We start from the raw sequence: 22382 nt of genomic DNA, 5'->3' as shown, positions 1-22382 counted from the left end.
CAGACAGGCATCAAAGCGTTTCAAACGCCACACCCGCATCTTTGCACTGCAAGGCCGCATTGGTTTTCAGCGCATCATCGCCGCCGAACGCCTTGTCCAGCGCGAAGACTTTTTGCGGCGACTGCGCCAGCACATCGCGCAACAATTCATCGCCGACCGTTTCCAGCAGCAAGGCCGTTTTGCGGCTGCCTGCCGCGTTGTCGAGCCACACCACGCCGTCTGAAAAAATCATCGGGTCGGTGAGTTGGAAGCCCAAACGCAAGGCCAGTTCGTAGGCCATGTTTTCGGCGGTGGCGTGCGGTTCGACCACATCGCGGAAGATTTCCAGCTGCGCTTCAAGGCCGTCTGAACTGCGGTCGGAGGGGCTGCGCCATTGCTTGAAGTTGCTTTCGGCGAGTTTGAAGACTTTGAAGCCCGTATCGGTAGGTCGGGCATTGATGCCCGACACACCGTCTCCGACAACCTCCGCATTTTCAGACGGCCTGTCTTGTCGGGCATCAATGCCCGACCTACGGATTTGCGCACCCGCACGGCGGATACGCTCTTTGGCGATTTCGGCGATGTTGGCAAAACCCGCCTTGCGCGCTTCGGATTTTTCGTCCGTTTCTTCGGGAAGCTGCACGCAGATATAGCGGCGGTTGCCGCCGTCTTCGGCGTTAAGCTGCATCACGGCGTGGGCGGTGGTGCCGGAACCTGAAAAGAAATCCATAATGATGCCGTCTGAATTTGAACCAATTTTTAACATTTGTGCTAATAATGTTGTTGGTTTTGGCGTGTCAAATGGTGCTTTGGAATTAAAAAGATTTTGCAATTCTTTGTTGGCGGCATCATTGTGTCCAACTTCTTCAAAATTCCACCACGTTGTTGGCACTCTGCCTTGTTGAACTTCATTTAAATATCTTTTTAATTGTGGTGCTCCTAAACCATCTTTCCCAAAAAATATGCGATTTTCCTTTAACCAAATTTCCATTGTGGATTGACTTGCCCGCCACGAACTTCCTTGTGGGGGAAAGAATTTTTCCCCTGTATTTGGATTTGTAATGGGATATACTGCACTGGCAGAAAATGATTTAACTAATAAATTATCGCTTCGCCATAGACCCTTTCCATCTTTATCATCGTTTTTATAGGGTTTATTTTGAGCCTCTGTTCGTGGAAGTAAATTTCTTTCAAATTCAGAACTTTTTTGATAAACCAAAATGTAATCGTGTAAGGTAGAAAATCCTTTTGCGTCATTTGTTGCAGCGTATTTTTTCTGCCAAATCACATCAGCCACAAAATTCTCCGCCCCAAACACTTCATCACACAGCAATTTCAACTGCGCCTGTTCGTTGTCATCAATCGAGATAAAAATCACGCCGTCTTCGCGCAACAGCGTTTTCGCCAGATGCAGGCGCGGCAGCATCATGTTGAGCCAGTTGCTGTGGTAATGCCCGCTGTCTTTGCCGTTTTTGCGGAACGCGCCTTGGAATACGCCGTCGCGTTTCAGGTAGCCTTCCTGATCTTTGTCGCCCACGCGGCGGGCGTATTCGTCGCGGGTTTCGGAAAATTTGTCGGGATAGATAAAGCTGTCGCTGCCCGTGTTGTAGGGCGGGTCGATGTAGATCATTTTCACGCTGCCTGCATAGGATTTTTGCAGGATTTTCAACGCTTCCATGTTTTCGGCTTCGATAAAGACGTTTTGCGTGGCATCAAAATCCACGCTTTCGCTTTTGCAGGGAATCAAGGTGTTGAAAGTGGGCGTTTGCAGCGCACGGTAGGCCGCGGTTTTGCCCGCCCAGTTGAGCTGGTAGCGTTCGTTTTCGGCGCAAAGGTTGTCTGCGCCGAGAATGAGCTTGAGCTTTTCAAAGTCGATTTGGTCTTCGCAGAAGACTTCGGGGAACAGGGATTTGAGTTTTAACAGATTGTTTTGATTGAGATTATTTTCTAAATCGTGTATAATTTCGGTTCGGTTCGGTTCGGTTCGGTTCGGTTCGGTTCGGCCATTGTTGCGCCCTTTGTTTGGGGAATTGGAAATAGTCGGGATTTTAACGGATTTTCCATGATTCCGCTTCGTCTTAAAGCATAAGCGGCTGAAGATACGGCAGCCGGTCTCCCATGCCGTCTGAAAATTTTTCAGACGGCCTTATCATTGCTAAAATGCCGTTCACTTCACTTTCAATTTCCATAAGCCGAAACCATGCCGTATTTTCATACCGAACCTGCCCTCCCCTACGACAAACAAAACAAAACCGCCGTATTGCTGCTGAATTTGGGTACGCCCGATGCGCCGACGACGGCGGCGGTGAAGCCTTATCTGCGTGATTTTTTATCGGACAAGCGCGTGGTGGAGCTGCCCTCGTGGCTGTGGCAGCCGGTTTTGCGCGGTTTGGTGTTGACGCTGCGCCCGAAAAAATCGGCGCACGGTTATGAAAAAATCTGGTTTAAGGAAGGCTCTCCGCTGGCGGTTTACACCGAACGGCAGGCGGCGGCGCTGGCGGCGCGGTTGCCCGATGTCATCGTGCGCCATGCGATGACTTACGGCAATCCAAGTGTGGCGGACGTGATGGCGGATTTTAAGGCGCAGGGGGTGGGCAGGCTTTTGGTGGTGCCGCTTTATCCGCAGTATGCGGCTTCCAGCACGGGCGCGGCCTTGGATAAGGTGTTTCAAAACCTGCTCAAACAGCGCAATCAAATGAGCGTGCGCACCGTTTCGCGTTTTTATGACGATGCGGGCTATATCGCGGCGATGAAGCAGCACATCGAAACATATTGGGCGCAACACGGGCGCGGCGACAAATTGATGTTGAGTTTCCACGGCATTCCGCAAAAAAGCCATGACGACGGCGACCCCTACCCCGACGAATGCCGCCACACCGCCCGCCTCCTCGCCGACGCACTGGGTTTGGCGGAACAAGACTACATCGTTTCCTTCCAAAGCCGCTTCGGGCGCGCCAAATGGGTAGAGCCGAGCACGCAGGATTTATTGGACAAACTGCCCGCACAAGGCGTAAACAAACTCGACGTCTTCTGCCCCGGCTTTACCGCCGACTGCTTGGAAACGCTGGAAGAAATCGCCCTGACCGGCCGCGAACAGTTCCACGCCGCCGGCGGCAAGGCATACAGCTACATTCCGTGCCTGAACGACAACGCCGCCTGGCTCTCGGCGCTGGCGGATTTGGTGAAGCGGAATCTGCAGGGTTGGGATTGAGCGGGCTTGGCTGAATGGGAAAAGGCCGTCTGAAAATAGATTGTTTTCAGACGGCCTTGTTTTTCGTTCCCTCAAAACAATCAGCGTAAGGCCTTTGCAAAAAAACCGGAAAAAATGCCTGAAGGCCGTCTGAAAACTTCGGTTAGACAGCGTAGTGGTCCGACCATACCCACCGACCACCGAAGTTTTCAGACGGCCTCGTACCCTGCTTCCAGCGCGGTGATGCCGGTTTGGTCGAACGCCGAATGCGCTTTCATTTCGTCGAGGCGGCGGCAGATTTTGGCGGTAACGGCTTCGGCCTGCGCGGCGTGTTCGGGGGTAATGTCGGCAAATGTCTGGCCGAACAGCTCGGCGTCGAGCAGGCGTTCGGCGTGGATGCCGTCGCGGTAAACGTGTTGCACGGCGGCGTCTTCGCTGCCGAACAGCGTGCCGACGACGCTGCTGCGGGTGAGCGCGATGCCGAGCGCGGCGTCTTCGCCGCCGAATTGGCGGAACAGTCCGTCTTGCGGAAAACCGCCCGCCGCCAGCAGGATACAGCGGCGGAACACGGTATTGCCGCCGACGGTCATGGCCAGCCGCTGCCATGCGCGGGGAAATTCGGGATGGTCGAGATAGCGGGCGGGAAAGCCGACGGGGCGCAGTTTCAGGCGCACGAGGCTGAGGTAGTGGAACTGCTCTAAAGCCATATAGGCGGGCGTGAGCACGCCTGTTTCGTAGGCGTCGTCGGCGTCGAGAAAGGCGACGAAATCGGCGTCGCTCTGCAACGCGCCCCAGTTGCGGGCTTTGGCCGAACCGCCGTTTTGCGGCATATATTCGCAGCGCACCTGCGGGAAAGCCATCGTCAGGTTGCGCATCACGTCGCGGGTGTTGTCGGTAGAAGCGTCGTCCACCAGCCAGATATTGCGCACATCGCGCTGCGCGGCGGCGCTTTCAACGGCGGTAAGCAGCGTTCGCGCGGCGTTGTAGCAGGGAATGACGACGTCTAGGGTTGGATTTGTGTGCATCGGGTTTTCCTATGGTTTTTTGATTTCGGCGTCAGGCCGTCTGAAGATTTTTCAGACGGCCTAAATATGTTTTGCCCTTCGGCGTCGTAGGCTGGGCTTCAGCCCAGCAGAAAATAGCGCGCCTGTCTGAAAAGCCGGGCTGAATCCCAGCCTACGGCGCTTGCTGAAAATCTACACGTTACAGTAATTCACCCTCACAAACCGGATTGATTAACGAGCCTTGCAAACGCGTCAATGCGAGAGGGTTTAATCGGATTCAAACAAACTTTTCAGACGGCCTCTTTCTTACTCAACGTCAGCCCCGTCCAGCCGAACAGCAGCGTCAGAATCAAACACAAATAGCAGAAAAACGCATACGGCAGGTAGTCCCAAACCGCCACGCCGAACGCTTGGCTGATGAAGACGCCGCAGACGCTCCAAGGCACGAGCGGGTTGATGACGGTGCCCGCGTCTTCGAGCGTGCGCGAGAGGTTTCGGGTGTGCAGACCGAGTTTGTCGTACACGGGCTTGAATGTTTCGCCCGCCAAGAGAATGCTCAAATACTGTTCGCCGACGAGGAAATTCACGCCGACGGCGGTGGCGGCAACGCTGGAAGTCGCGCGCGCGGCGTTGGTCAGCAGCAAGCGCACGGCGTCGAGCAGGGCGGGAATGACGCCGAGGCTGAACAGCAGTCCGCCCAAGCTCATGCCCAAAATCACGATGGTTTGCGTGAAAAACATGGATTCCAAGCCGCCGCGCGAAATCAGGCGGGCGATGTCTTTGTAGGCGTCGCCTTCGAGTTTGTAGCCGCTGTAAAACCACGCGCCGAGCTGTTTCAAATCGGGCGAGGAATGGAAATAGGTAACGGCAATCCCCGCGACGACGGTAAACAGCATGGCAACGACGGCGTTGACGCGCAACAGCGCCAATACCACCAACAATACAAACGGAATCAGCGCATAACCGTGCACCAGCCCCGTGGCTTCAAGCTGGCTGCGGAAAAGTTCGACGCTGTTCAAATCGTTGGCGGCGACATTGGGCAGCAGCCACAGCATCAGCGCGGCGCTGATCAGCCATGCGGGGACGGTGGTGTACATCATGTTTTTGATGTGTTCAAATAAATCGATGCCGACAATCGAGGCGGCAATGCCCGTGGTGTCTGAGAGCGGCGACATTTTGTCACCGAAAAACGCGCCTGAAACCACCGCGCCCGCCGTCATCGCCAAATCGGCATGAAACGCTGTTGCCATGCCCATAAACGCCACACCGACGGTGGCGCAGGTGGTCAGGCTGCTGCCGATGGCCACGCCGATGACCGAACAAAGCGCAAACGCGGAAAAATAAAAATAAGTCGGCGAAATCAGGCCGAAACCGTAATACATCAGCGTCGGAATCGCGCCGCTCATCATCAGCGCGCTGACCATCAGGCCGATGAAGAAAAACAGGTAAACCGCGCCCATGCCCTGCCCGACCGCGCCGATCATGCCGTTTTGCATATCGGTGTATTTCAAACCGCGCGCGAGGCCGTAAAACAGCAGCGCAACAATCGCGGTCAAAACCGCCATATGCGGCAGCCAGCCCAGCGCGATAATCGCATAACCCAGCGCGGCAATTAAGGCCGCCGCCACCGCCGCCGCTTCGAGACGCGGCATATCGAGTAGGGATTTGAAAGCAAACATGGGTTTTCCTGTTTGGATTGTTCGGATAAAGATAAAAGTTAACGGATTCTAGCATTGATGATGCAGAAACGGTATCAGGCCGTCTGAACGGCATTCAAACGGGAGCCCGCCTTTCGGCGGATACGTCAAAGGCCGTCTGAATACGTTTCAGACGGCCTCTTCCCGCCGGAACGGGGCAGACTTCAAACTTCGATCCTGTTCGGCGTAAAGGTTTCCCATTTGTTGCAGGCGGGGCAGAGCCAGAAGAAGACTTGGGATTTGAAGTGGCAGTTGCGGCAGCGGTACATCACGCTTTTTTGCAGCTGGCGGCCGATGACGGCGCGCATCATGTCGGCGTCGGCTTTCCAGGTCGGGTTCATGTCGCTGAGCTTGAGGCCGAGCAGGCGGTACACGCCGTTGAGATCGGGCTTTTGGCGCACCATTTCGACGGCGGTTTGCGCGGCTTCGGTTTCGCCTTTGAGCAGCAGGGATTTTTCGTAGATGACGTTGATTAAGTCTAAATCGGGGAAGGTTTTCATGTAGCCGATGAGGCGGTTGAGCCCTTCTTCCTGTTTGTTTTGGGCGGCGTAGGCGTCGTAGAGTTTTTCTCCCGCCATGCTCAGGTAGGCATGGTTTTGCTGTTCGATGGCGGAATAGGCGTCAACGGCGGCGGCGAAGTTGCCCTGCCGGTATTCGATGTCGCCCAGAATCAGGTTGGCGCGGGCGCATTTTTTGTTGGCTTCCAGCGCTTTGTGGACAAAGCCGCGGGCAGCGTCGAAGTTGGATTTGAAAAGGGCGGCTTGGGCGAGTTCGCAGTAAAACTGGGCGATTTCAAACTGGTAGGTTTGTTCGTTTCGGCTTAAGAGCTGCGCCATTTCGATGGCTTTTTCCCAGTCGCGATCCTGCTGGTAGATGCTGATCAAGTGCAGCTGCGCCTCACGCGCCATGTCGCTTTCTTTGAGGTTGAGGAAGATTTGTTCGGCGCGGTCGACGAGGCCGGCGTTTTGGTAGTTTTGCGCGAGCTCGAACAAAACCCGCTCGCGTTTTTCGCCGACGGTGTCGGGCGATTCGAGCAGGGCTTGGTGCATTTTGATGGCTTTGTCGTTTTCGCCGCGCTGGCGGTAGAGTTTGCCCAGAGTGAGGTTCAGGCTGTAAGACTCAGGCTGCTGATCGACGACTTCGGCCAATTCGCGTGCGGCGCGGCCGTTGTTGCGGTCAACCAGCGCGTCGAGGCTTTTGTAAAAACCGGCGGGAATGCTTTTTGCCTGTTTGAGCACGGTTTTCATATCGACGCGTGCGGCAAACCAGCCCATCGCGAAAAATACGGGCAGCAGGATAATCGGCAGGAGGAACATCCAGATTTCGTTGTCCATAATCTTCCTTTAAGAAGCGGCTCAGACTTTGGGCTTGGTGTTTTCAGACGGCACGGGGCTGTTTTGCGCAACCATCTGCGCGGCTTGGGTAAAGCGGGCGTTTTTCTTCACTTCGGCGCGCAGACGGTTGTTTTCCGCACGCAGGCCGAGCAGTCGGACAAAGAGTGCAAACATACCGAAAGCGACACCGATCACGAAAGCGCCGAACAAAACGATAATCAGCGGGGTGTTGACTTTTTGGCCGGGCAGGTAATTGAAATCGACCATGTGGATGTTGGCAATAGCCAAGAGCAGAAATACCAGCAGGATGACGATTTTGATAACGAGGGAAATGATTTTCATCGAAGTCTCCGATAAACAGGGGATTTCAGACGGCATAAAGAGCGGAATGATGCAGCGTTTCGGCCTCTAAGGCAGAGTTTTTCCGACAAGCGGTCGGATTGGAAAACGCAGCGGTACAGAGGCCGTCTGAAAGTCGGGATGGGAGCGCTAGTTTAAACGATTTATCCGCTTTCGGGTACTGCCGGCAAGGTATGGGGCTTTTCAGGCGGCTCTGTTTTTGCAGCGGCGTATTGCTGACAATTTTTCCGGCCGATTTTTCCCTTATCCGCAACAGTCGGCACTTTGCAAAATCCGCCACCACCGAAAACTGCAAAAAATTCCTCGTTTTCCGCTTGCCAAAACCATATCCGCAGGCGTATCGTTTAACCTTTGTTTCCACCTAGGCAAGTGCTGCCGCAAAGCGCGATAAAGCGCGTTTGGCAGCCGCAGCAAAAAATAAGAAAGGCAGTTTCATCATGAGCAGACCCGTACCCGCCGTATTCGGCAGCGTTTTCCACGCCGAAATGCCCGTTATCGCGTTTAAAGACGGCGCATGGCAGCCGGTCGAATGGCAGTCGTCGCACGACCTTACCCTTGCCCCGGGCGCACACGCGCTGCATTACGGCAGCGAATGTTTCGAAGGTCTGAAAGCCTTCCGCCAGGCAAACGGCAAAATCGTGATGTTCCGCCCCGCCGCCAACATCGCGCGTATGCAGCAGAGCGCCGACATCCTCCATCTGCCCAAACCCGAAACCGACGCCTACCTCGCTGCCTTAATCGAGTTGGTCAAACGCTCGGCCGAAGAAATTCCCGATGCCCCTGCCGCGCTCTACCTGCGCCCTACACTGATCGGCACCGACCCCGTTATCGGCAAAGCCGGCGCGCCGTCTGAAACCGCGCTGCTCTATATTCTCGCTTCGCCCGTCGGCGACTATTTTAAAGCCGGTTCGCCCGTCAAAATTTTGGTCGAAACCGAACACATCCGCTGCGCACCGCACATGGGCCGCGTGAAATGCGGCGGCAACTACGCCTCCGCGATGCCGTGGGTGTTGAAAGCCAAAGCCGAACACGGCGCGAGCCAGATTTTGTTCTGTCCCGACGGCGACGTTCAAGAAACCGGCGCGTCCAACTTCATTTTAATCAACGGCGACGAAATCATCACCAAACCGCTGACCGACGAATTCCTGCACGGCGTAACCCGCGATTCCGTGCTGACCGTCGCCAAAGATTTGGGCTATAAAGTCAGCGAACGCAATTTCACCGTGGCCGAACTCAAAGCCGCCGTCGAAAACGGCGCCGAAGCCGTGCTGACCGGTACCGCCGCCGTGATTTCGCCCGTGACCTCGTTTGTCATCGATGGCAAAGAAATCGAAGTGAAAAGCCAAGAGCGCGGCTACGCCCTGCGCAAAGCGATTACCGACATCCAATACGGCGTAGCGGAAGACAAATACGGCTGGCTGGTCGAAGTCTGCTGATTGGCGGTTTGAACAGTCGGAACAATAAAGAGGCCGTCTGAAAACTTTGATTACTTCCGTAATCGGATTTTCAGACGGCCTTTCCGTCGGGTACAATATCCCGAAACCCGCAAAGGAATCCAAACATGAACACTACCGCTGAAAACAGAGTGGTCGATATTACGCCGAACGACCTGCCGCTTGCCTGCTCGGGCCCGAAGCACGAAACGTGGAACGGCCACCCGCGCGTTTTTCTGCCGATTGAATCCGATTCCTCCATCGAATGCCCCTATTGCGGCACGGTGTACCGCCTGCACGGCGAAGCCGGCCATCATTGAGGACAAACGGATGTTGAAAATTTTCCTGCCGGCGCTTGCGCTGCTGCTGGCCGCCTGCGGTTCGTACAAAGCCGTGCGTCCCGACGCACCGCGTGCCGTTGTGCTCGAAACACAGTCGTATGCGGTGAAATACAAAGCCGCGCGCGGGCAGCGGATTACGGCGGTTTACCACAACAACAGCAGCCCGCTGACGGTGGAACTGCGCCAAGGGCATACGGCGGAAAAGCTCAAGCAGATTCAGACTTGGGCCAAAGGTGTGGAATACGCCAACCCGAAAACGCGCTGGCACGTTCAGGAAGGTTTCGCTACGCTGACGCGCGGGAAAAAAGTGATTGTGTTTACGGAAGTGGCGGAGTAGCGGAGCGGGTTTAAAAAAACGGGACTTTTGTAAAAAGCCAAAGGCCGTCTGAAAACTGAATTTCAGACGGCCTTTGGCTTTGCGGTTTGAATCAATCCGAGATGATTGCAAAAACAAGAAATCACCTGCCCGAAAGCCGTCTGAAAACGGTTACGCCTACAACCGACGTCACTCCCGAGCAAGCGGGAATCCACGGTTAAATACAGGCAATGTGTTGTTTGATAAGTTTCAGACAATCAAGCGTGGATTCCCGCCTGCGCGGGAATAACGTCCGTGAAAGTTCTAGCGCTGAGCGTAGTCGAAGTGTCAGACGGCATTTTTGATATTTGCAAAGGTCTCGGCCTCCACCTTACCTTTAATAAACCGAGCCGTTACCCGCGCTGTCGTCATTGATTCTGACTGCTGCGGCATTGGCGGAATATTCGGCTTGCTGGGCGGTGTTGACGGTGTGGAGGACGCTGGTGTAAACGTCGAGCAGGGTCATGCCGCGGCTGCCGGTGTCGAGGGCGGCGAGTTTGGCGCTGTTGTGGCTGTTGCCGTCTGAAAAAACGTCGGCGGTTTGGTATTTGAGCCAGCCGCCGTAGCGTGCGTCGTTGAAGCTTTCGTCGGACGAGTTGAACTGGTTGCCGGCGACGTTGACGTCGGAATCCAGCCGTCCGGTGCCGCGCACTTCGACGAGGGTGCGGTCGATGTTGTCGCCGTAATTCAGTTTGTTGCGGGTTATGTTGTAGGTTTCGGCGTTGCCGCGCAGGAAGGCAAAGTCGTTGTAGCCGTCGGCGGCATCGCGCACGCTGATACTGTTGCCGTTGACGGTCACGGAGCCGTGGAGGCCGAGTTTGTCCGAATTGCGTTCGTCAATGTAAACCGGAGAAGCACCTTTGCCGATGCTGCCGATGTCGGCTTTGTTGCCGCTGATGTTTATGTCGCCCGAGCCGATGCCGTTGCGGGTGTCGTTGATGACGGCAACCAGATATTTGGTGGAATCGCCGCTGATGTTGTTGTTGGTGATGTTCAGGGTGTAATCCATCTGCTTTTCGTGGTTGCGGAACTCGATGCCGTAGGTTTGGATGTCGTCTTTGTAAACATCCAAACCTTTGATGGTGTTGTTGCTGATTTTGAAATAGCCGTCGCCGTCGCCGGGCAGGTTTTTAAACTGGGTGTTGGTCTGGAGCTGGATGCCTGAATACATATGGTAGCTCAGGCCGGGATTGTCGTCGGCGGCAAGGCGGAAATTTTTGTCTTGGGTAACGGTGTTGCCGATGATTTTGACGTCGTCCATATAAAACTGGCGGTTGTAAACGGCGATGCCGTAAAGGCGGTCGCCGTTGGAAATATTGTTGGCAATCAGGATGTTGTTGCCGTCGTGTACGTCTAATCCTTTGCGGTAGTTGTGGTCGGTGGTGTTGTTTTTGTAGGTCACGCCATAGTTGTAGCTGCCCGCCATGGTGGCGATGCCGTAGCCGGTACCGCCGTCGGCTTTGTGGCCGTTCCAGGCCAGATAGTTGCCGTCGGCGGTAAAGTTTTTCTGATAGGCGACCAAGACGCCGGCGACGCGGTTGTGGTGGAGGTTGGAATCGACGATGCGGTTGTTTTCTCCCAAGGGGACGTTGGCGTCGTTTTCGTCGAGCTGGCCGCCGGCGACGCGCTCTTTAAAAGTCAGGCGGTGGCCGTTTTCGTGGATTTGCGAGGCGGTGGAGGTGAAGTGGACGCCCGCGCGGTTGGCACCGGAAACTTCGACTTTGCTGATTAAGGTGTTGTCGGCGTCGTTGACCAAAATGCCGGTGACTTTGCCGAAATAGCTCTGCCCTTTGCGGTAAAAATCGCTGCCGGTGTATTCGACCGACAAATCGGCGACGGTTTTGCGGTTTTGCCCGTCAATCAGAATACCGGCGTATTCGCGGATGTCGTCGTTGTTGGAGTTTGAGTTGAACACGCCTTTTTGCGCTTTGTTAAACTTAATCACGGTTTTATCCATGCCCGCACCGAAAATGCCTTTGACACCCGAGGTGCCGGCGTCGATGGCAATCTGTTCGGAGATGTAAAACGTGCCTTTCATATAGAGCATGGCTTTTTCTTTATGCGCGGCTTCCAGCGCGGCATTGATGGCGGCCGAACTGTCTTTTCTACCCGTCGGGTCGGCACCGAAATCTTCGACATCGATGTATTTGCCGTATTGATTGTGTTGATAGGTTTTATAATGATTTACCTTGTTATTATTAATAGTGGTATTACCAATGGAAGAAAGTAGGCTAGACATGGTTTCCTTTTCCGATTCAAGATTAACCGTTCGGCAATAAAAGTTGCCGTTTGTTGGCTTTACTCTAAAAACAACTTCTATCTGATGTAAAAAAATTGTTTTAGTTCACTAAAAATAGAAATATTTTTAAAATTTACAATCAAAAAAAGATATTGTCATTTAAGTTTTATTTATAAATCAGCAGTTTTATTGAATCTAGCTAGTTTAAAATATTATGTTTATAATTAACTCTGTTATTTTTTCAATCAAAACATATCTATCATGACCACACTTTTCCAACCCCACGAATTAAATTCAAACAATCCCGCCGAATTTCTTTACACTCTCTCCGCCGCCTATCTCGATTACGCCGAACGGCAAAACGACGCGGAAATGGCCTGCCTCAACGACGAGCAGCACACGCTTTTGGCCTTTACCTACCTCGACAGCCAAGTGCAGGAAGGCGGATTCGTGCAGCTGATTGCCGCGGGCTACGGCGAATATGTGCTGCTCAACCCGCTGGCCGACAGCCTGCGCCGCTGGCGCATCAAGCCGACGCCGAAAATCCTCGACAAAGCCCGTGCGCTTTACGAAAAACACGGCGCCGAAATCGAAGCGCTGGCGGAACAGGACGCGCCCTTAGACGAAATCCGCGCCAAGTTTCCTGATTTTGAAGAACTCGACGGCGACTATTACGATGCCGCCGACGAAGATCTGGCCGCCGTAGCAGCATATGTAGAGGCGCATTGGGCGAAGTTTGCAGAAATTGCGTAGCTTTGGCTGCACAAAGGCCGTCTGAAAAATCCGACTGCGTTGGCACAATGGATTTTCAGACGGCCTGAATGTCAAAAATCAAAAACAAAAATAAAAACGCCTGCCTGAAAACGGAATCGCACGGCGCAGACAGGCTGACGCGCGACTGCTGTTTTCGCTCACCCGAAAGCATGCAGATTTCCCGTATCCTGTTCCGTAATCTTACGCAATACCCGACAAGGAACACCACCTGCAACCCCACGCCGCCGGGAATATCCTTCGTGACCACGCTGCCCGCCGCAACCACCACTCAAAACACAAATCCGCCGCCACACGCTCCGCCGCCAATTCAGGATTATAATTGGCATCATAAAGCACACCCTCGAGCATTTTCTGCTTTTCCGTTTTCACTTTCTGCTCTCCAAAAGAAAATTTCATTAGTGCAGATTTCAGGCAGTTTTGCAAATAAAAAGGCCGTCTGAAAGAAAAGTTCTTTCAAACGGCCTTTCCCAATCCCTTGTTATTGCAAAGTAAATCCCGCTTTAAATTCTAATTTCGGCACGCCGACGATAAAGCGTTTGCCGATGCTGTCTTCAAATTCATACGCGCCTTCAATGCTGCCCCACGGGGTGCTGATTTGCGAACCGCTGTTGTATTCGTACTGCTCGCCCGGATACAGAACCGGCTGCTCTTCCACCAAACCTGCCTGACCGACCGGACCGGTTTCGCCGTGGCCGTCGGTAATTTCCCAAAAACGCCGGCGCAGGGTCACAACGTGGTCGCTGCGGTTGCAGATGGTAATTTGGTAGTTAAACGCGTAGCGGTCGCGGTAAACGTCGCTCTGGCCAGCCATATAGCGCGGTTGCACGCTGATTTCGATTTCGTTCATTTTTTGCCCCGTGTATTGTTTGAAAATTTTTAAATTTTGTTAATTTACGTCATTTATATGACTCGGTATATTTTACTGACAAGTATTCGGTTTTGGCAAAAGACATTTGAAAGTAGGCAAACTACACGAGCAAAACTGTTGCATTCATGACAATCAGCGTCATGAATGCCGCAATGACATCATCCAGCATAATGCCGAAACCACCGTGTATCCGTGCATCAAACCATTTGATCGGAAAGGGTTTTATCGCATCAAACAAACGGAAAACGGCAAATGCCCACAGCCACCACAATCCGTCAAACGGCACAAACGCCAACACCAGCAGCATAGCGACGATTTCGTCCCAAACGATGCCGCCGTAATCCTGTATCCCCAACAATTTTTCGGCGGTATTGCAAATCACGATGCCGGCGGCAAACAGAATTGTGCACAATATCGCCAGCAACCAGCCCGATACCCCGCAATAGTGCAAAACAAAGGCCAGCGGCAGCGCAGGCAGCGTGCCAAACGTCCCCGGCGCAACCGGCGCCAGACCGCTGCCGAAGCCGAAAGCGAGAAAACAGAGCGGCCGCTGCACCAGCCAGCCGAAAGTGGGTTTAAAGTCAGCCAAAATGATCGAATCCCAAATGAGTCAGTTTGATTTCGCGGCCGTCTGAATCCAAAATTTTCAGACGGCCTGTGCCGTTGATTTTACCGATGCGCGCCACCGGCGTGGCGCTGCGTTCTGCTGCCGCCGATACCGCCTCGCGATAGGACGCGGGCGCGGTAAACACCAGCTCGTAATCGTCGCCGCCTGCCAGTGTGCAGGCAAACCATTGCTCGGCGGTCAACGCCGTTTTCAGCGCCGGCAGCGTCGGCAGCCGTTCCGTCCAGATTTCCGCGCCCACGCCCGAAGCGTTCAAAATATGCCCCAAATCCTGCGCGAGGCCGTCTGAAACATCCAGCGCGGCGTGCGCAAACGGCAAGATCGCCCCGCTCAACGCCACACGCGGCATCGGACGCAGCAGCTCGTTTTCACATTCAGTAAAGACATCTCTAGTTTTCCTAAAATATTTGAATTGGTGGGTTAGCAAACCCACCCTACTTCATTACTCCGCCTCAACCCCTTCCCCAATCAAATAAAACTGCCCGCCCGCCACATAATGCAAGGTTCTTAACTCATTCGGGGCTTGGTCGAAGATCCAATGGTTGTCTTTGAACACTCGGTCGTCGGCGTAGGCGGCGATAACTTTGCCGATGAAGAGATCGTGGTTTTGTTGGTTGTCTTCGCTTGGTATCAGTTCGCATAAAATCCAGCCAGCACAGCCTTTGACGAGCGGAATATCGAAACCGTCTTGGTAGAAAATCTCCACGCCGTCTAATTTATGTGGGTCGGTATGGCGTGATGTGGTGCCGAGTTTGAGTACCAATTCCGCCTGATTTGCCACGGGAATTTGAATAGCAAACAGACCGCTCTTTTCCACCAAGCCACGGGTGAACGCCTGTTTATCCAACACGGTGGTGACTTTCGATAACGCCCCATAATCCAAGGCACACGACCACGCCACCGCCATCACGTTTTCAATGCCTTCCGCTTTTGCCGACACCAAGGTCGTCGCTCCGATGTTTAATAATCGGTATGATTTTTCTACTGGTACTGACACAATCGCCATAAAAACTCCTTCTTTTGATGTTGCAAGCGGTCAAATTCCACTGATTTTTTTACTGTTTTGCTATGCGAGTTGCTTAAATATTTCCGCAAGGTCCCATTCAGATTCTAACTATGCAATCTAAAAGAGATTTTTTTCAACTAATCCAAATTCAAAATCGCATGAAATGCTGATTGTGGCACATCTGCATTGCCTAATTTACGTTGGCGTTGTTTATTTTCTTCGCTGTGCGTTTTTTCTTGGAAAGACTACCTGAAAAGCCTTCTCCTGTGACACTTTTGCGTAGTGGCGGAATATCTTCTCGGGCAATAACTTTATTCTCAACGATAGATTGCACGGGCATTGGATAAAGTTTGCGTGGGATTAAATGTTTCATTTTTTCCACAATCTTTTTGCCTTTTTCATAGGCTTGTGAATGTGGCAAAATAAAGGAAAAGGCATCTGACGGCAGCGCAATTTTTTTCAGACGGCATTGCAACGCCGCCGCCAACCCCACCCTGCCCGACACCCAAACATCGTCGCCGCATTCCGCCGCATCACGGCGCAAGGCTCGGCCACTGGGGAGCTCACCAATAATGGTGTCGTTAAACACCAAATCGCCGCGGGTTGTATCGCCGCCGATCAACACCACGCCGAAACGTGCCGCCAGTTCAAACAGACTGCCGCAAAAACGCGCCAGCCAGTCTTCATCCAACTCCGGCAATCCTGCGCTCAACAGCACCCAACGCGGTTTCGCACCCATCGCCGCCATGTCGGAAATGTTTACCGCCAATACTTTCCAAGCCAAATCCTCCGGCGAAACATCGGCAAAAAAAATGGTTGTCTTTCAACAACATATCGCCACCGAAACACAAATCGAACCCCATGCGCGGGCGGATAACCGCCGCACCGTCACCGAGCAGCAGTTCGGCATCGTGCTGCTGCTTTTGCAGATAGCGGCGGATCGGATAAAGTCAAATTCGTTCATATTGTCCGTTCAGAATCGGATGCCGAACGGCCCTGGTTTAAGCGTTCAGCAAACTTTCGTCCAGCGTCAGCTCGTCGTTGCGGTTCACTTTCACACCGCGCGTCAACACGGTTTGCGCGATTTGCTGCGCTTCTTCTAGCGAGTGCATCAGGTAAGTGCCGCATTGGTATTCGTTGAGCTCGGGGATTTTGCTTTGGTCTTTTACTGCCAAAACGTCGTTCATCGAAGCCAGCCAAGCCTCGGCGACCTGCTGTTCGCCGGGCGCGCCGATCAGGCTCATGTAAAAACCGGTGCGGCAGCCCATCGGTGAAATGTCGATGATTTCAACCGCATCGCCGTTGAGGTGGTCGCGCATAAAGCCGGCAAACAGATGCTCCAGCGTGTGTATGCCTTTTTCGGAAAGGATTTCTTTGTTGGGCACGGTAAAACGCAGGTCGAACACGGTAATCGTGTCGCCTTTCGGCGTGGTCATGGTTTTCGCCACGCGCACGGCGGGGGCGTGCATACGGGTGTGATCGACTTTGAAACTGTCCAAGAGGGGCATTTTTTGTCCTTTGCAATCATTGAGTTAACCTGAACCTCAGGCCGTCTGAAAAATTTACAGCGCAGCAATCGCAACCGCTTCGCCCGAAGCCGCGCTCAATACTTCGTTCAACACCGCGAAAAATTCGCTGCCGTCGCGCGTTGCCAGCCATTTGCCGTCTTTTTCGGCGAAATGGTAGCCGCCGCTTTTCGCCGCAATCCACAATTCCTGATTCGGCGTGTGGCGGTTGACAATAATCTGTGTGCCGTCTGAAGCCTCGATGGTCAGGACGTTGCCTGTGCTTTGGCAGTCGAAATCCCAGCCGTTTTCATCGATTTGGTCTTCAATATGGGTAAACAGCGCCTCGGTGCGGCGGATAAAATCGCTTTCGGTCATCATGGCTTTTTGCCGGCTTTTTGTTTAAGATACCGAATCTTGCCATATTCGCGCTCAACACGGAAGTTTACCATGCCACACAAGCTCATTTTTGCCGCCGCAGCCGCGCTGCTGCTTTCCGCCTGCGGCTACAAAGGCGATTTATACCTGCCCAAAGAAGGCGACAAAGCCCGTTTCGGCGTTATCCAAACCGGCCTGAAATTCAACAATTCCAAAGAGCCGACCGCCCAATCTCCGGATTAACACCATGACCCTACATTGCGAACGCATCCCCCTGCCCCGCCTCGCCGAAGAATTCGGCACCCCGCTTTACGTTTACAGCCAAAGCGCGCTGGCCGAAGCCTACCAAAACTACACCCGTGCCTTTGCCGCGCTTGACCCCATGATCTGCTACGCCGTCAAAGCCAACGGCAACCTCAGCATCATCAGACACTTCGCCTCGCTCGGCAGCGGTTTCGACATTGTTTCCGGCGGCGAACTCGCCCGCGTTTTGGCCGCAGGCGGCGATGCCGGCAAAACCATTTTCTCCGGCGTCGGCAAAAGCGAAGCCGAAATCGCCTACGCCCTCGAAGCCGGCGTGAAATGCTTCAACATGGAAAGCATTCCCGAAATCGACCGCATACAGGCCGTAGCCGAACGACTGGGCAAAACCGCGCCCGTATCGCTGCGCGTTAATCCCGATGTCGACCCCAAAACCCACCCCTACATTTCCACCGGCCTGAAAGCCAACAAATTCGGCATTGCCTACGCCGACGCGCCCGCAGCCTACCGATACGCCGCCAAGCAGCCAAACCTGAAAATCGTCGGCATCGACTGCCACATCGGTTCGCAACTCACCGACTTAAGCCCGCTCATCGAAGCCTGCGAACGCATTTTGCTCTTGGTCGATACCCTCGCCGCCGAAGGCATCGCCATCGAACACCTCGACTTGGGCGGCGGCGTCGGCATCGTTTACAACGACGAAACCGTTCCCGACCTGCAAAACTACGCCGCCGAAGTGAAAAAACTCATCGGCAGCCGTCCGCTCAAACTCATTCTCGAGCCCGGCCGCAGCTTGGTCGGTAACGCCGGCACGCTGCTCACGCGCGTGGAATTTGTCAAACAGGGCGAAGAGAAAAACTTCGTGATGGTCGATGCCGCCATGAACGACCTCATGCGCCCTGCCCTTTACGACGCTTACCATCATATTGAAAACACGGAAGAAAAAACCACGCCCGCCTTCACCGCCGACATCGTCGGCCCGATTTGCGAAACCGGCGACTTCCTCGGCCAAAACCGCCGAATCGCCTGCGAAGCGGGTGATTTACTGGCCGTGCGCAGCGCAGGCGCATACGGCGCGAGCATGGCCAGCAACTACAACGCCCGCAACCGCGCGGCGGAAGTGTTGGTCAGTGGCAGCGAAGCCAAGCTCATCCGCCAACGCGAAACGCTGGAACAGCAAATGGCCAATGAGTTGGCGTGTTTGTAAGAGTTTGTTTTTAATGATTGAGGCCGTCTGAAAAATATTTTTCAGACGGCCTCTTAATATTTTTACAAATCAGAAATCACACAATCAAGAAGCAGACGAATCAGCTGCGCCCTGTCGAAAGCCCTGCTTTGCCGTTTTGCCACAAGGTTTTGAGTAATACTTTCCACGCCGACAATTTGGGATTGGGTGATTTCCCCTGCCCGATTAAAGCCATTTGCGCCATATACCAATCCATTTCCAGTACGGCACCGACCTTATTGTCCAACAGGCGGAAACCTGTTTGGATGCGTTCAGTTTGCACAGTCTGATAATTGCCGTTTTGGATTCGGTTGGGCAAATCGGGCATGAGTGCAAACGGCCTCGCCACGCCGACCATATCCAGATGAGCACTTTGCAATGCTTCGTTCATCGCCTGTTCCGAGCGGAAACCGCCGGTAATAATCAGCGGCACACGGCTGACTTTGCGTGCTTTTTCGGCATAATCAATGAAAAAGGCTTCGCGTCGGCGCGTGCTGGATTTTTCAGACAGCATTTGCGGGCTTTCATAATTCCCACCGGAAATTTCAATAAAATCAATCCCTAATTCAGATAATTTTTGTACCACCCGAATACTTTCGTCTTCATCGAATCCGCCTTTTTGAAAATCGGCCGAATTCAGTTTTACCCCCACCAAAAAATCCCTGCCGACATTTTCCCGGATTCCCTGATAGATTTTTAACAGAAAATTCATACGGTTGCCCAAACTTCCGCCCCATTCGTCATCGCGGCGGTTGTGGTGCGGCGATAAAAACTGGCTGATGAGGTATCCGTGGGCAGCATGGATTTGCACGCCGGAAAATCCTGCCTGCTCAGCCAGCTGCGCCGTACGGACAAAAGCCTGAACCAACTCTTCGATTTCTTGGCCACCCAATGCCCGCGGCGGGTTGATGAAACCGTCCATACCCACCAACGGCACGTCGCTTGGTGCGACGGGGGTGGCATTGACGGCTTTGGGTGATTGTTTGCCGGCATGGTTAATCTGCATAATGATGAGGGACTGGTTCTGTTTACCGGCCTCCGCCCAGCTTTTCAGCACAGCCATGCTGCGTTCATCATGCAATACCACATCGTTAATCGATCCTTTGCCGTTTTCGGCCACCATAACATTGCCGGTTACCAGCACGCCTGCTCCGCCTTTTGCCCAAGTATGGTAGAGCTTGACCAAATTCTGCGTAGGCTGGTCGTTATGCGCAAGCTGCTCTTCCATAGCGGATTTGAAAAAGCGGTTTTTGGCGGTTACGCCGTTGGGGAAAGTAAACGGTTGGAAAAGCATTTTTATACCTTATCAGTTTATATGTTTAAAAATTTAAACCTATTATACCGTATGCAGACTTTCAGTCAAGAAATAACCGCACTTCAAGGCCGTCTGAAATCAGTCGGTTTGCTCAGGACAATAAAATTTCAGCACCTCAACCAATACACCCATCTTTTCCACTTCTTCTTTCATAGCCAACGCATAAAACCGCTCTTTACCCGTCTGCCGGACGCTGACGGCATGGGCGGCCAGCATGATTTTAAGGTGATGGGAAACCGCAGGGCGCGAAAGGTGCAGATTTTCGGTGATTTGGTTGACGTTCATCTCGCCGTTTTCCAGCAGCAGTTTCAAAATCAAATGGCGGTTTTCATCCGACAATACCGTGAAAATGGGAATGCAGTCTTTCAAAAGCCGCATGGCTTCTGCTTGGGAAACAGAGGATTGTCCGGTCATGTTCAGTCGATGTGTTTAAGAATGTCAGCGGATTATAAAGTTAGAAATCACGGCTTTCAACAGACAGAACGTGATTTACCTCAACTCAAGCGTTTGAAAACAAAGCGTACCTTTTCAGACGGCCTGATACCTGAAATTCTCACGGCGGCTCCAATCCGCCGAATACTTTGATTCCGATAACCCACAGCATTGCCCAAATACCGGTGCAATCAAACGCTAAAAAATAAGGCCGTCTAAAAAACAATTTTCAGACGGCCTTTGGTTTCCCAAACAGTATTCAATAATGCGGCGGAATCTCGTCGCGCAAACTGTATGCTTCGCGTTCGCCGTTTGCGCCTTTGTCCTGCATTTTCTGGTAGAGCACGCGCATTTGCGCCTGCTGCAAATCCAGCGTCTGCTGCATTTTGGCGATGGTGTCGCTCAGGCTGGCAATCAAATCGTCCTGCAAGGCCGTCTGAATTTCCAGCTCGGTAATGCGCTGTTCCAATTCTTCCATCACAACACCATCGCGGCAATCCAGCCGGCAGCGAGCAGCGGCAGGTTGTAGTGGAGGAAGGTCGGGATGACGGAATCGCGGATGTGGTCGTGCTGTCCGTCGGCGTTCAAGCCCATCGTGGGGCCCAAAGTCGAATCGGATGCAGGCGAACCGGCATCACCGAGCGCACCCGCCGTGCCGATGATGGACACGGTTGCCAGCGGCGAAAAGCCGAGGCTGATGCAGAGGGGAACGTAAATCGCGGTAATGATCGGCAGCGTGGAAAACGACGAGCCGATGCCCATTGTCACCAGCAGACCGACAACCAGCATGGCAAACGCGGCCAAGCCTTTGCTGCCGCCAAACGCCGCCATACTTCCCTCCACCAGCGGCTGGATGTCGCCCGTGGCCTTCATCACTGCGGCAAAACCCTGCGCGGCAATCATCACGAAACCGACCATCGCCATCATGCGGATGCCTGCGCCGAAAACGTCGTTCACATCATTGCGGCGCACCACGCCCAAAGTCATAAATACGGCAAACCCGAGCATCGCGCCCAAGAGCAGCGCATCTTTATAAATCAACTGGATAGCGAAACAAACCGCAATCGCCACCGCCGCCACCAGACTGCGGTAAGACGACGGCTCGGGCTGCTTGACCGACGCATCGTTGTTGTCCGCATCAACCTGGCTGATTTGGTAAACGCGCGGTTTGCGGTAGTGGACAAACGCCCACAGCAAGCCTGCCGCCATGCCCAGCGCGGGAATCGCCATCGCCTTCATCACATTGATGCCGTCCACCGCCATGCCCGACTGTTTGATGTTGCCGAGCAGGATTTCGTTCAAGAAAATCGAGCCGAAGCCGTAAGGCAGAAACATATACGTCGTTACCAAACCGAAAGTCATCACGCAGGCAATCAGGCGACGGTCAACCCCAAGGCGGTTAAACACCATCAAAAGCGGCGGCACAATCATCGGAATAAACGCAATATGAATCGGAACGACGTTTTGGCTCATCACCCCCATCGCCAGCAAAACCATCAAGAGCGCCCATTTCACACCGCTTGCGGCATGATGGCCGCCCTCCGCGTTCAGTTTGCGCACCACCGCGCCCGTCAGCTGCTGCGGCAGCCCCGAATGGGTAATCGCCATCGCAAACGCACCGAGCATGGCGTAAGACAGCGCAATCGTCGCTCCGCCCGCCAAACCTTTCTGGAACACGGTGATAATACCCTCCACCGCTTTTCCGTCCGCGCCCGCCGCCACATCGGTCAGCGGCATACCTGCTACCAGCCCGCCGACAAACGCGCCGATGACCAAACTCAACACGACGTGCACCCGCGCCAACGACAGCGCCAACATCACTACAACCGCAATCACAACGGCATTCATGTTTCCTCCATTCTATTAGACCGCAGCGCGGTTTCAGGGGTGATCAAGATAACGTCAGAAGAAATATCATAACCTAACACGCTTTTACATACCAGTTTTAAGCAGTTCCCAAAACGCAGAAAGACCGTCCGAAACAGCCCTCCGAACTGCACTGTTTCCTTAGGACTAACGCCGGCAGATCTTGGCCGGTCTTCCGTTTTGTCCAAAAGACCA

General features: G+C 53.6%; 26 protein-coding genes and 2 pseudogenes. 8 read left to right on the top strand and 20 right to left on the bottom strand.

Features of this window, described 5'->3' with window-relative positions:
• Positions 1–10 precede the first annotated feature (10 nt).
• Positions 11–1564, bottom strand: coding sequence for a site-specific DNA-methyltransferase (locus tag BG910_RS08180; protein WP_325048917.1), 1554 nt, complete (start codon positions 1562–1564; stop codon positions 11–13).
• Between BG910_RS08180 and BG910_RS13075 the strand changes: the two genes are divergently transcribed.
• Both BG910_RS13075 and hemH read left to right on the top strand, forming a co-directional pair.
• Positions 1466–1900: a transporter gene (locus BG910_RS13075; protein ID WP_325048916.1), complete on the top strand. Its 435-nt coding sequence runs from the start codon at positions 1466–1468 to the stop codon at positions 1898–1900. The genes BG910_RS08180 and BG910_RS13075 overlap by 99 nt on opposite strands.
• Positions 1901–2179: 279 nt before the next feature.
• Positions 2180–3190, top strand: coding sequence for a ferrochelatase (gene hemH, locus BG910_RS08175; RefSeq protein ID WP_089036411.1), 1011 nt, complete (start codon positions 2180–2182; stop codon positions 3188–3190).
• 188 nt (positions 3191–3378) lie between these two features.
• On the opposite strand, the gene BG910_RS08170 is transcribed toward hemH, so the two are convergent.
• The 5 genes from BG910_RS08170 to BG910_RS12335 all read right to left on the bottom strand — a co-directional run bounded on the left by BG910_RS08170 (position 3379) and on the right by BG910_RS12335 (position 7925).
• The gene (locus tag BG910_RS08170; RefSeq protein WP_089036410.1) at positions 3379–4194 is read right to left on the bottom strand and encodes a glycosyltransferase family 2 protein; all 816 of its coding nucleotides are present in this window, start codon (positions 4192–4194) and stop codon (positions 3379–3381) included.
• A gap of 269 nt (positions 4195–4463) precedes the next feature.
• Entirely contained in the window at positions 4464–5852 is a 1389-nt protein-coding gene (gene nhaC / locus BG910_RS08165; RefSeq protein ID WP_089036409.1) for a Na+/H+ antiporter NhaC, read from the bottom strand.
• 182 nt (positions 5853–6034) lie between these two features.
• Positions 6035–7204 carry a lipopolysaccharide assembly protein LapB gene (gene lapB / locus BG910_RS08160; RefSeq protein ID WP_089036408.1) on the bottom strand — a complete coding sequence of 390 codons (1170 nt, stop codon included), beginning with the start codon at positions 7202–7204 and terminating at the stop codon, positions 6035–6037.
• Positions 7205–7225: 21 nt separating this feature from the next.
• Positions 7226–7546 (bottom strand): LapA family protein, encoded by a 321-nt coding sequence (locus BG910_RS08155; RefSeq protein ID WP_089036407.1) that lies wholly within the window; start codon positions 7544–7546, stop codon positions 7226–7228.
• A gap of 25 nt (positions 7547–7571) precedes the next feature.
• Complete coding sequence (locus BG910_RS12335; RefSeq protein ID WP_157694054.1) at positions 7572–7925, bottom strand: hypothetical protein; 354 nt, start codon at positions 7923–7925, stop codon at positions 7572–7574.
• 76 nt (positions 7926–8001) lie between these two features.
• Between BG910_RS12335 and ilvE the strand changes: the two genes are divergently transcribed.
• The 3 genes from ilvE (at position 8002) to BG910_RS08135 (ending at position 9675) form a co-directional block, all read left to right on the top strand.
• Positions 8002–9000: a branched-chain-amino-acid transaminase gene (ilvE, locus tag BG910_RS08145; RefSeq protein WP_089036405.1), complete on the top strand. Its 999-nt coding sequence runs from the start codon at positions 8002–8004 to the stop codon at positions 8998–9000.
• 125 nt (positions 9001–9125) lie between these two features.
• Positions 9126–9317: a zinc-finger domain-containing protein gene (locus tag BG910_RS08140; protein WP_089036404.1), complete on the top strand. Its 192-nt coding sequence runs from the start codon at positions 9126–9128 to the stop codon at positions 9315–9317.
• 10 nt (positions 9318–9327) lie between these two features.
• A complete protein-coding gene (locus tag BG910_RS08135) occupies positions 9328–9675 on the top strand; it encodes a hypothetical protein (RefSeq protein WP_089036403.1) in 348 nt (115 codons plus the stop codon).
• Positions 9676–10030: 355 nt separating this feature from the next.
• On the opposite strand, the gene BG910_RS08130 is transcribed toward BG910_RS08135, so the two are convergent.
• Positions 10031–11932, bottom strand: a complete 1902-nt coding sequence (locus BG910_RS08130) for a glycosyl hydrolase family 28-related protein (protein ID WP_089036402.1) — start codon at positions 11930–11932, stop codon at positions 10031–10033.
• Positions 11933–12193: 261 nt separating this feature from the next.
• Between BG910_RS08130 and BG910_RS08125 the strand changes: the two genes are divergently transcribed.
• A complete protein-coding gene (locus BG910_RS08125) occupies positions 12194–12685 on the top strand; it encodes a DMP19 family protein (protein WP_089036401.1) in 492 nt (163 codons plus the stop codon).
• A gap of 201 nt (positions 12686–12886) precedes the next feature.
• Here BG910_RS08125 and BG910_RS13180 read toward each other — a convergent pair whose 3' ends face one another.
• The 9 genes and pseudogenes from BG910_RS13180 to cyaY form a co-directional block, all read right to left on the bottom strand.
• A complete protein-coding gene (locus BG910_RS13180) occupies positions 12887–13054 on the bottom strand; it encodes a hypothetical protein (RefSeq protein ID WP_408633797.1) in 168 nt (55 codons plus the stop codon).
• Positions 13055–13184: 130 nt separating this feature from the next.
• On the bottom strand, positions 13185–13553 hold the full coding sequence (gene apaG / locus BG910_RS08115) for a Co2+/Mg2+ efflux protein ApaG (protein WP_089036399.1): 369 nt from the start codon (positions 13551–13553) through the stop codon (positions 13185–13187).
• A 121-nt stretch (positions 13554–13674) separates the two neighbouring features.
• A complete protein-coding gene (locus BG910_RS08110; protein WP_089036398.1) occupies positions 13675–14163 on the bottom strand; it encodes a phosphatidylglycerophosphatase A family protein in 489 nt (162 codons plus the stop codon).
• A pseudogene (locus tag BG910_RS08105) lies at positions 14156–14587 on the bottom strand (thiamine-phosphate kinase); the annotation flags it as partial. The gene BG910_RS08110 and the pseudogene BG910_RS08105, both read right to left, overlap by 8 nt.
• Before the next feature lie 54 nt (positions 14588–14641).
• A complete protein-coding gene (locus BG910_RS08100; protein WP_089036396.1) occupies positions 14642–15205 on the bottom strand; it encodes a flavin reductase family protein in 564 nt (187 codons plus the stop codon).
• 190 nt (positions 15206–15395) lie between these two features.
• Complete coding sequence (locus BG910_RS12825) at positions 15396–15587, bottom strand: elongation factor 4 family protein (protein ID WP_232462267.1); 192 nt, start codon at positions 15585–15587, stop codon at positions 15396–15398.
• Positions 15588–15632: 45 nt separating this feature from the next.
• A pseudogene (locus BG910_RS12820) lies at positions 15633–16107 on the bottom strand (AIR synthase related protein); the annotation flags it as partial.
• A 99-nt stretch (positions 16108–16206) separates the two neighbouring features.
• A complete protein-coding gene (luxS, locus tag BG910_RS08090; protein WP_089036395.1) occupies positions 16207–16713 on the bottom strand; it encodes an S-ribosylhomocysteine lyase in 507 nt (168 codons plus the stop codon).
• Positions 16714–16767: 54 nt separating this feature from the next.
• Positions 16768–17091, bottom strand: coding sequence for an iron donor protein CyaY (cyaY, locus tag BG910_RS08085; RefSeq protein ID WP_089036394.1), 324 nt, complete (start codon positions 17089–17091; stop codon positions 16768–16770).
• Positions 17092–17160: 69 nt separating this feature from the next.
• Between cyaY and lptM the strand changes: the two genes are divergently transcribed.
• Together lptM and lysA are read left to right on the top strand one after the other, a co-directional pair.
• Positions 17161–17331 carry an LPS translocon maturation chaperone LptM gene (lptM, locus tag BG910_RS08080; protein WP_089036393.1) on the top strand — a complete coding sequence of 57 codons (171 nt, stop codon included), beginning with the start codon at positions 17161–17163 and terminating at the stop codon, positions 17329–17331.
• A 4-nt stretch (positions 17332–17335) separates the two neighbouring features.
• The gene (gene lysA / locus BG910_RS08075; protein ID WP_089036392.1) at positions 17336–18556 is read left to right on the top strand and encodes a diaminopimelate decarboxylase; all 1221 of its coding nucleotides are present in this window, start codon (positions 17336–17338) and stop codon (positions 18554–18556) included.
• Between the two features lie 100 nt (positions 18557–18656).
• On the opposite strand, the gene BG910_RS08070 is transcribed toward lysA, so the two are convergent.
• From BG910_RS08070 to BG910_RS08055, 4 genes are all read right to left on the bottom strand, one after another.
• Positions 18657–19868, bottom strand: coding sequence for an NADH:flavin oxidoreductase/NADH oxidase family protein (locus BG910_RS08070; RefSeq protein ID WP_089036391.1), 1212 nt, complete (start codon positions 19866–19868; stop codon positions 18657–18659).
• Between the two features lie 99 nt (positions 19869–19967).
• Entirely contained in the window at positions 19968–20303 is a 336-nt protein-coding gene (locus tag BG910_RS08065; RefSeq protein WP_232462178.1) for an ArsR/SmtB family transcription factor, read from the bottom strand.
• 277 nt (positions 20304–20580) lie between these two features.
• On the bottom strand, positions 20581–20799 hold the full coding sequence (locus tag BG910_RS08060; protein WP_089036390.1) for a SlyX family protein: 219 nt from the start codon (positions 20797–20799) through the stop codon (positions 20581–20583).
• On the bottom strand, positions 20799–22169 hold the full coding sequence (locus BG910_RS08055) for a Na+/H+ antiporter family protein (RefSeq protein WP_089036389.1): 1371 nt from the start codon (positions 22167–22169) through the stop codon (positions 20799–20801). Before BG910_RS08055 ends, BG910_RS08060 begins: the two co-directional genes overlap by 1 nt.
• Between the last annotated feature and the right edge of the window lie 213 nt (positions 22170–22382).

This window comes from Neisseria chenwenguii (assembly GCF_002216145.1).
Classification (GTDB): Bacteria; Pseudomonadota; Gammaproteobacteria; order Burkholderiales; family Neisseriaceae; genus Neisseria; species Neisseria chenwenguii.
Note: the sequence above shows the minus strand (reverse complement) of the source record. Positions and strands in the feature narration are given on the sequence as shown.

Bases quoted from the DNA above. Each gene is read 5' to 3' on its own strand.
- BG910_RS08170 (WP_089036410.1), bottom strand. From the start codon at position 4,194: ATGCACACAAATCCAACCCTAGACGTCGTCATTCCCTGCTACAACGCC.
- luxS (WP_089036395.1), bottom strand. From the start codon at position 16,713: ATGCCCCTCTTGGACAGTTTCAAAGTCGATCACACCCGTATGCACGCC.
- BG910_RS08155 (WP_089036407.1), bottom strand. From the start codon at position 7,546: ATGAAAATCATTTCCCTCGTTATCAAAATCGTCATCCTGCTGGTATTT.
- BG910_RS08135 (WP_089036403.1), top strand. From the start codon at position 9,328: ATGTTGAAAATTTTCCTGCCGGCGCTTGCGCTGCTGCTGGCCGCCTGC.
- BG910_RS08125 (WP_089036401.1), top strand. From the start codon at position 12,194: ATGACCACACTTTTCCAACCCCACGAATTAAATTCAAACAATCCCGCC.
- BG910_RS08055 (WP_089036389.1), bottom strand. From the start codon at position 22,169: ATGAATGCCGTTGTGATTGCGGTTGTAGTGATGTTGGCGCTGTCGTTG.
- BG910_RS08070 (WP_089036391.1), bottom strand. From the start codon at position 19,868: ATGCTTTTCCAACCGTTTACTTTCCCCAACGGCGTAACCGCCAAAAAC.
- BG910_RS08100 (WP_089036396.1), bottom strand. From the start codon at position 15,205: ATGGCGATTGTGTCAGTACCAGTAGAAAAATCATACCGATTATTAAAC.
- lptM (WP_089036393.1), top strand. From the start codon at position 17,161: ATGCCACACAAGCTCATTTTTGCCGCCGCAGCCGCGCTGCTGCTTTCC.
- BG910_RS08060 (WP_089036390.1), bottom strand. From the start codon at position 20,799: ATGGAAGAATTGGAACAGCGCATTACCGAGCTGGAAATTCAGACGGCC.
- apaG (WP_089036399.1), bottom strand. From the start codon at position 13,553: ATGAACGAAATCGAAATCAGCGTGCAACCGCGCTATATGGCTGGCCAG.
- cyaY (WP_089036394.1), bottom strand. From the start codon at position 17,091: ATGATGACCGAAAGCGATTTTATCCGCCGCACCGAGGCGCTGTTTACC.
- lapB (WP_089036408.1), bottom strand. From the start codon at position 7,204: ATGGACAACGAAATCTGGATGTTCCTCCTGCCGATTATCCTGCTGCCC.
- hemH (WP_089036411.1), top strand. From the start codon at position 2,180: ATGCCGTATTTTCATACCGAACCTGCCCTCCCCTACGACAAACAAAAC.
- lysA (WP_089036392.1), top strand. From the start codon at position 17,336: ATGACCCTACATTGCGAACGCATCCCCCTGCCCCGCCTCGCCGAAGAA.
- BG910_RS08065 (WP_232462178.1), bottom strand. From the start codon at position 20,303: ATGACCGGACAATCCTCTGTTTCCCAAGCAGAAGCCATGCGGCTTTTG.
- BG910_RS13180 (WP_408633797.1), bottom strand. From the start codon at position 13,054: ATGCTCGAGGGTGTGCTTTATGATGCCAATTATAATCCTGAATTGGCG.
- nhaC (WP_089036409.1), bottom strand. From the start codon at position 5,852: ATGTTTGCTTTCAAATCCCTACTCGATATGCCGCGTCTCGAAGCGGCG.
- BG910_RS08130 (WP_089036402.1), bottom strand. From the start codon at position 11,932: ATGTCTAGCCTACTTTCTTCCATTGGTAATACCACTATTAATAATAAC.
- ilvE (WP_089036405.1), top strand. From the start codon at position 8,002: ATGAGCAGACCCGTACCCGCCGTATTCGGCAGCGTTTTCCACGCCGAA.
- BG910_RS08140 (WP_089036404.1), top strand. From the start codon at position 9,126: ATGAACACTACCGCTGAAAACAGAGTGGTCGATATTACGCCGAACGAC.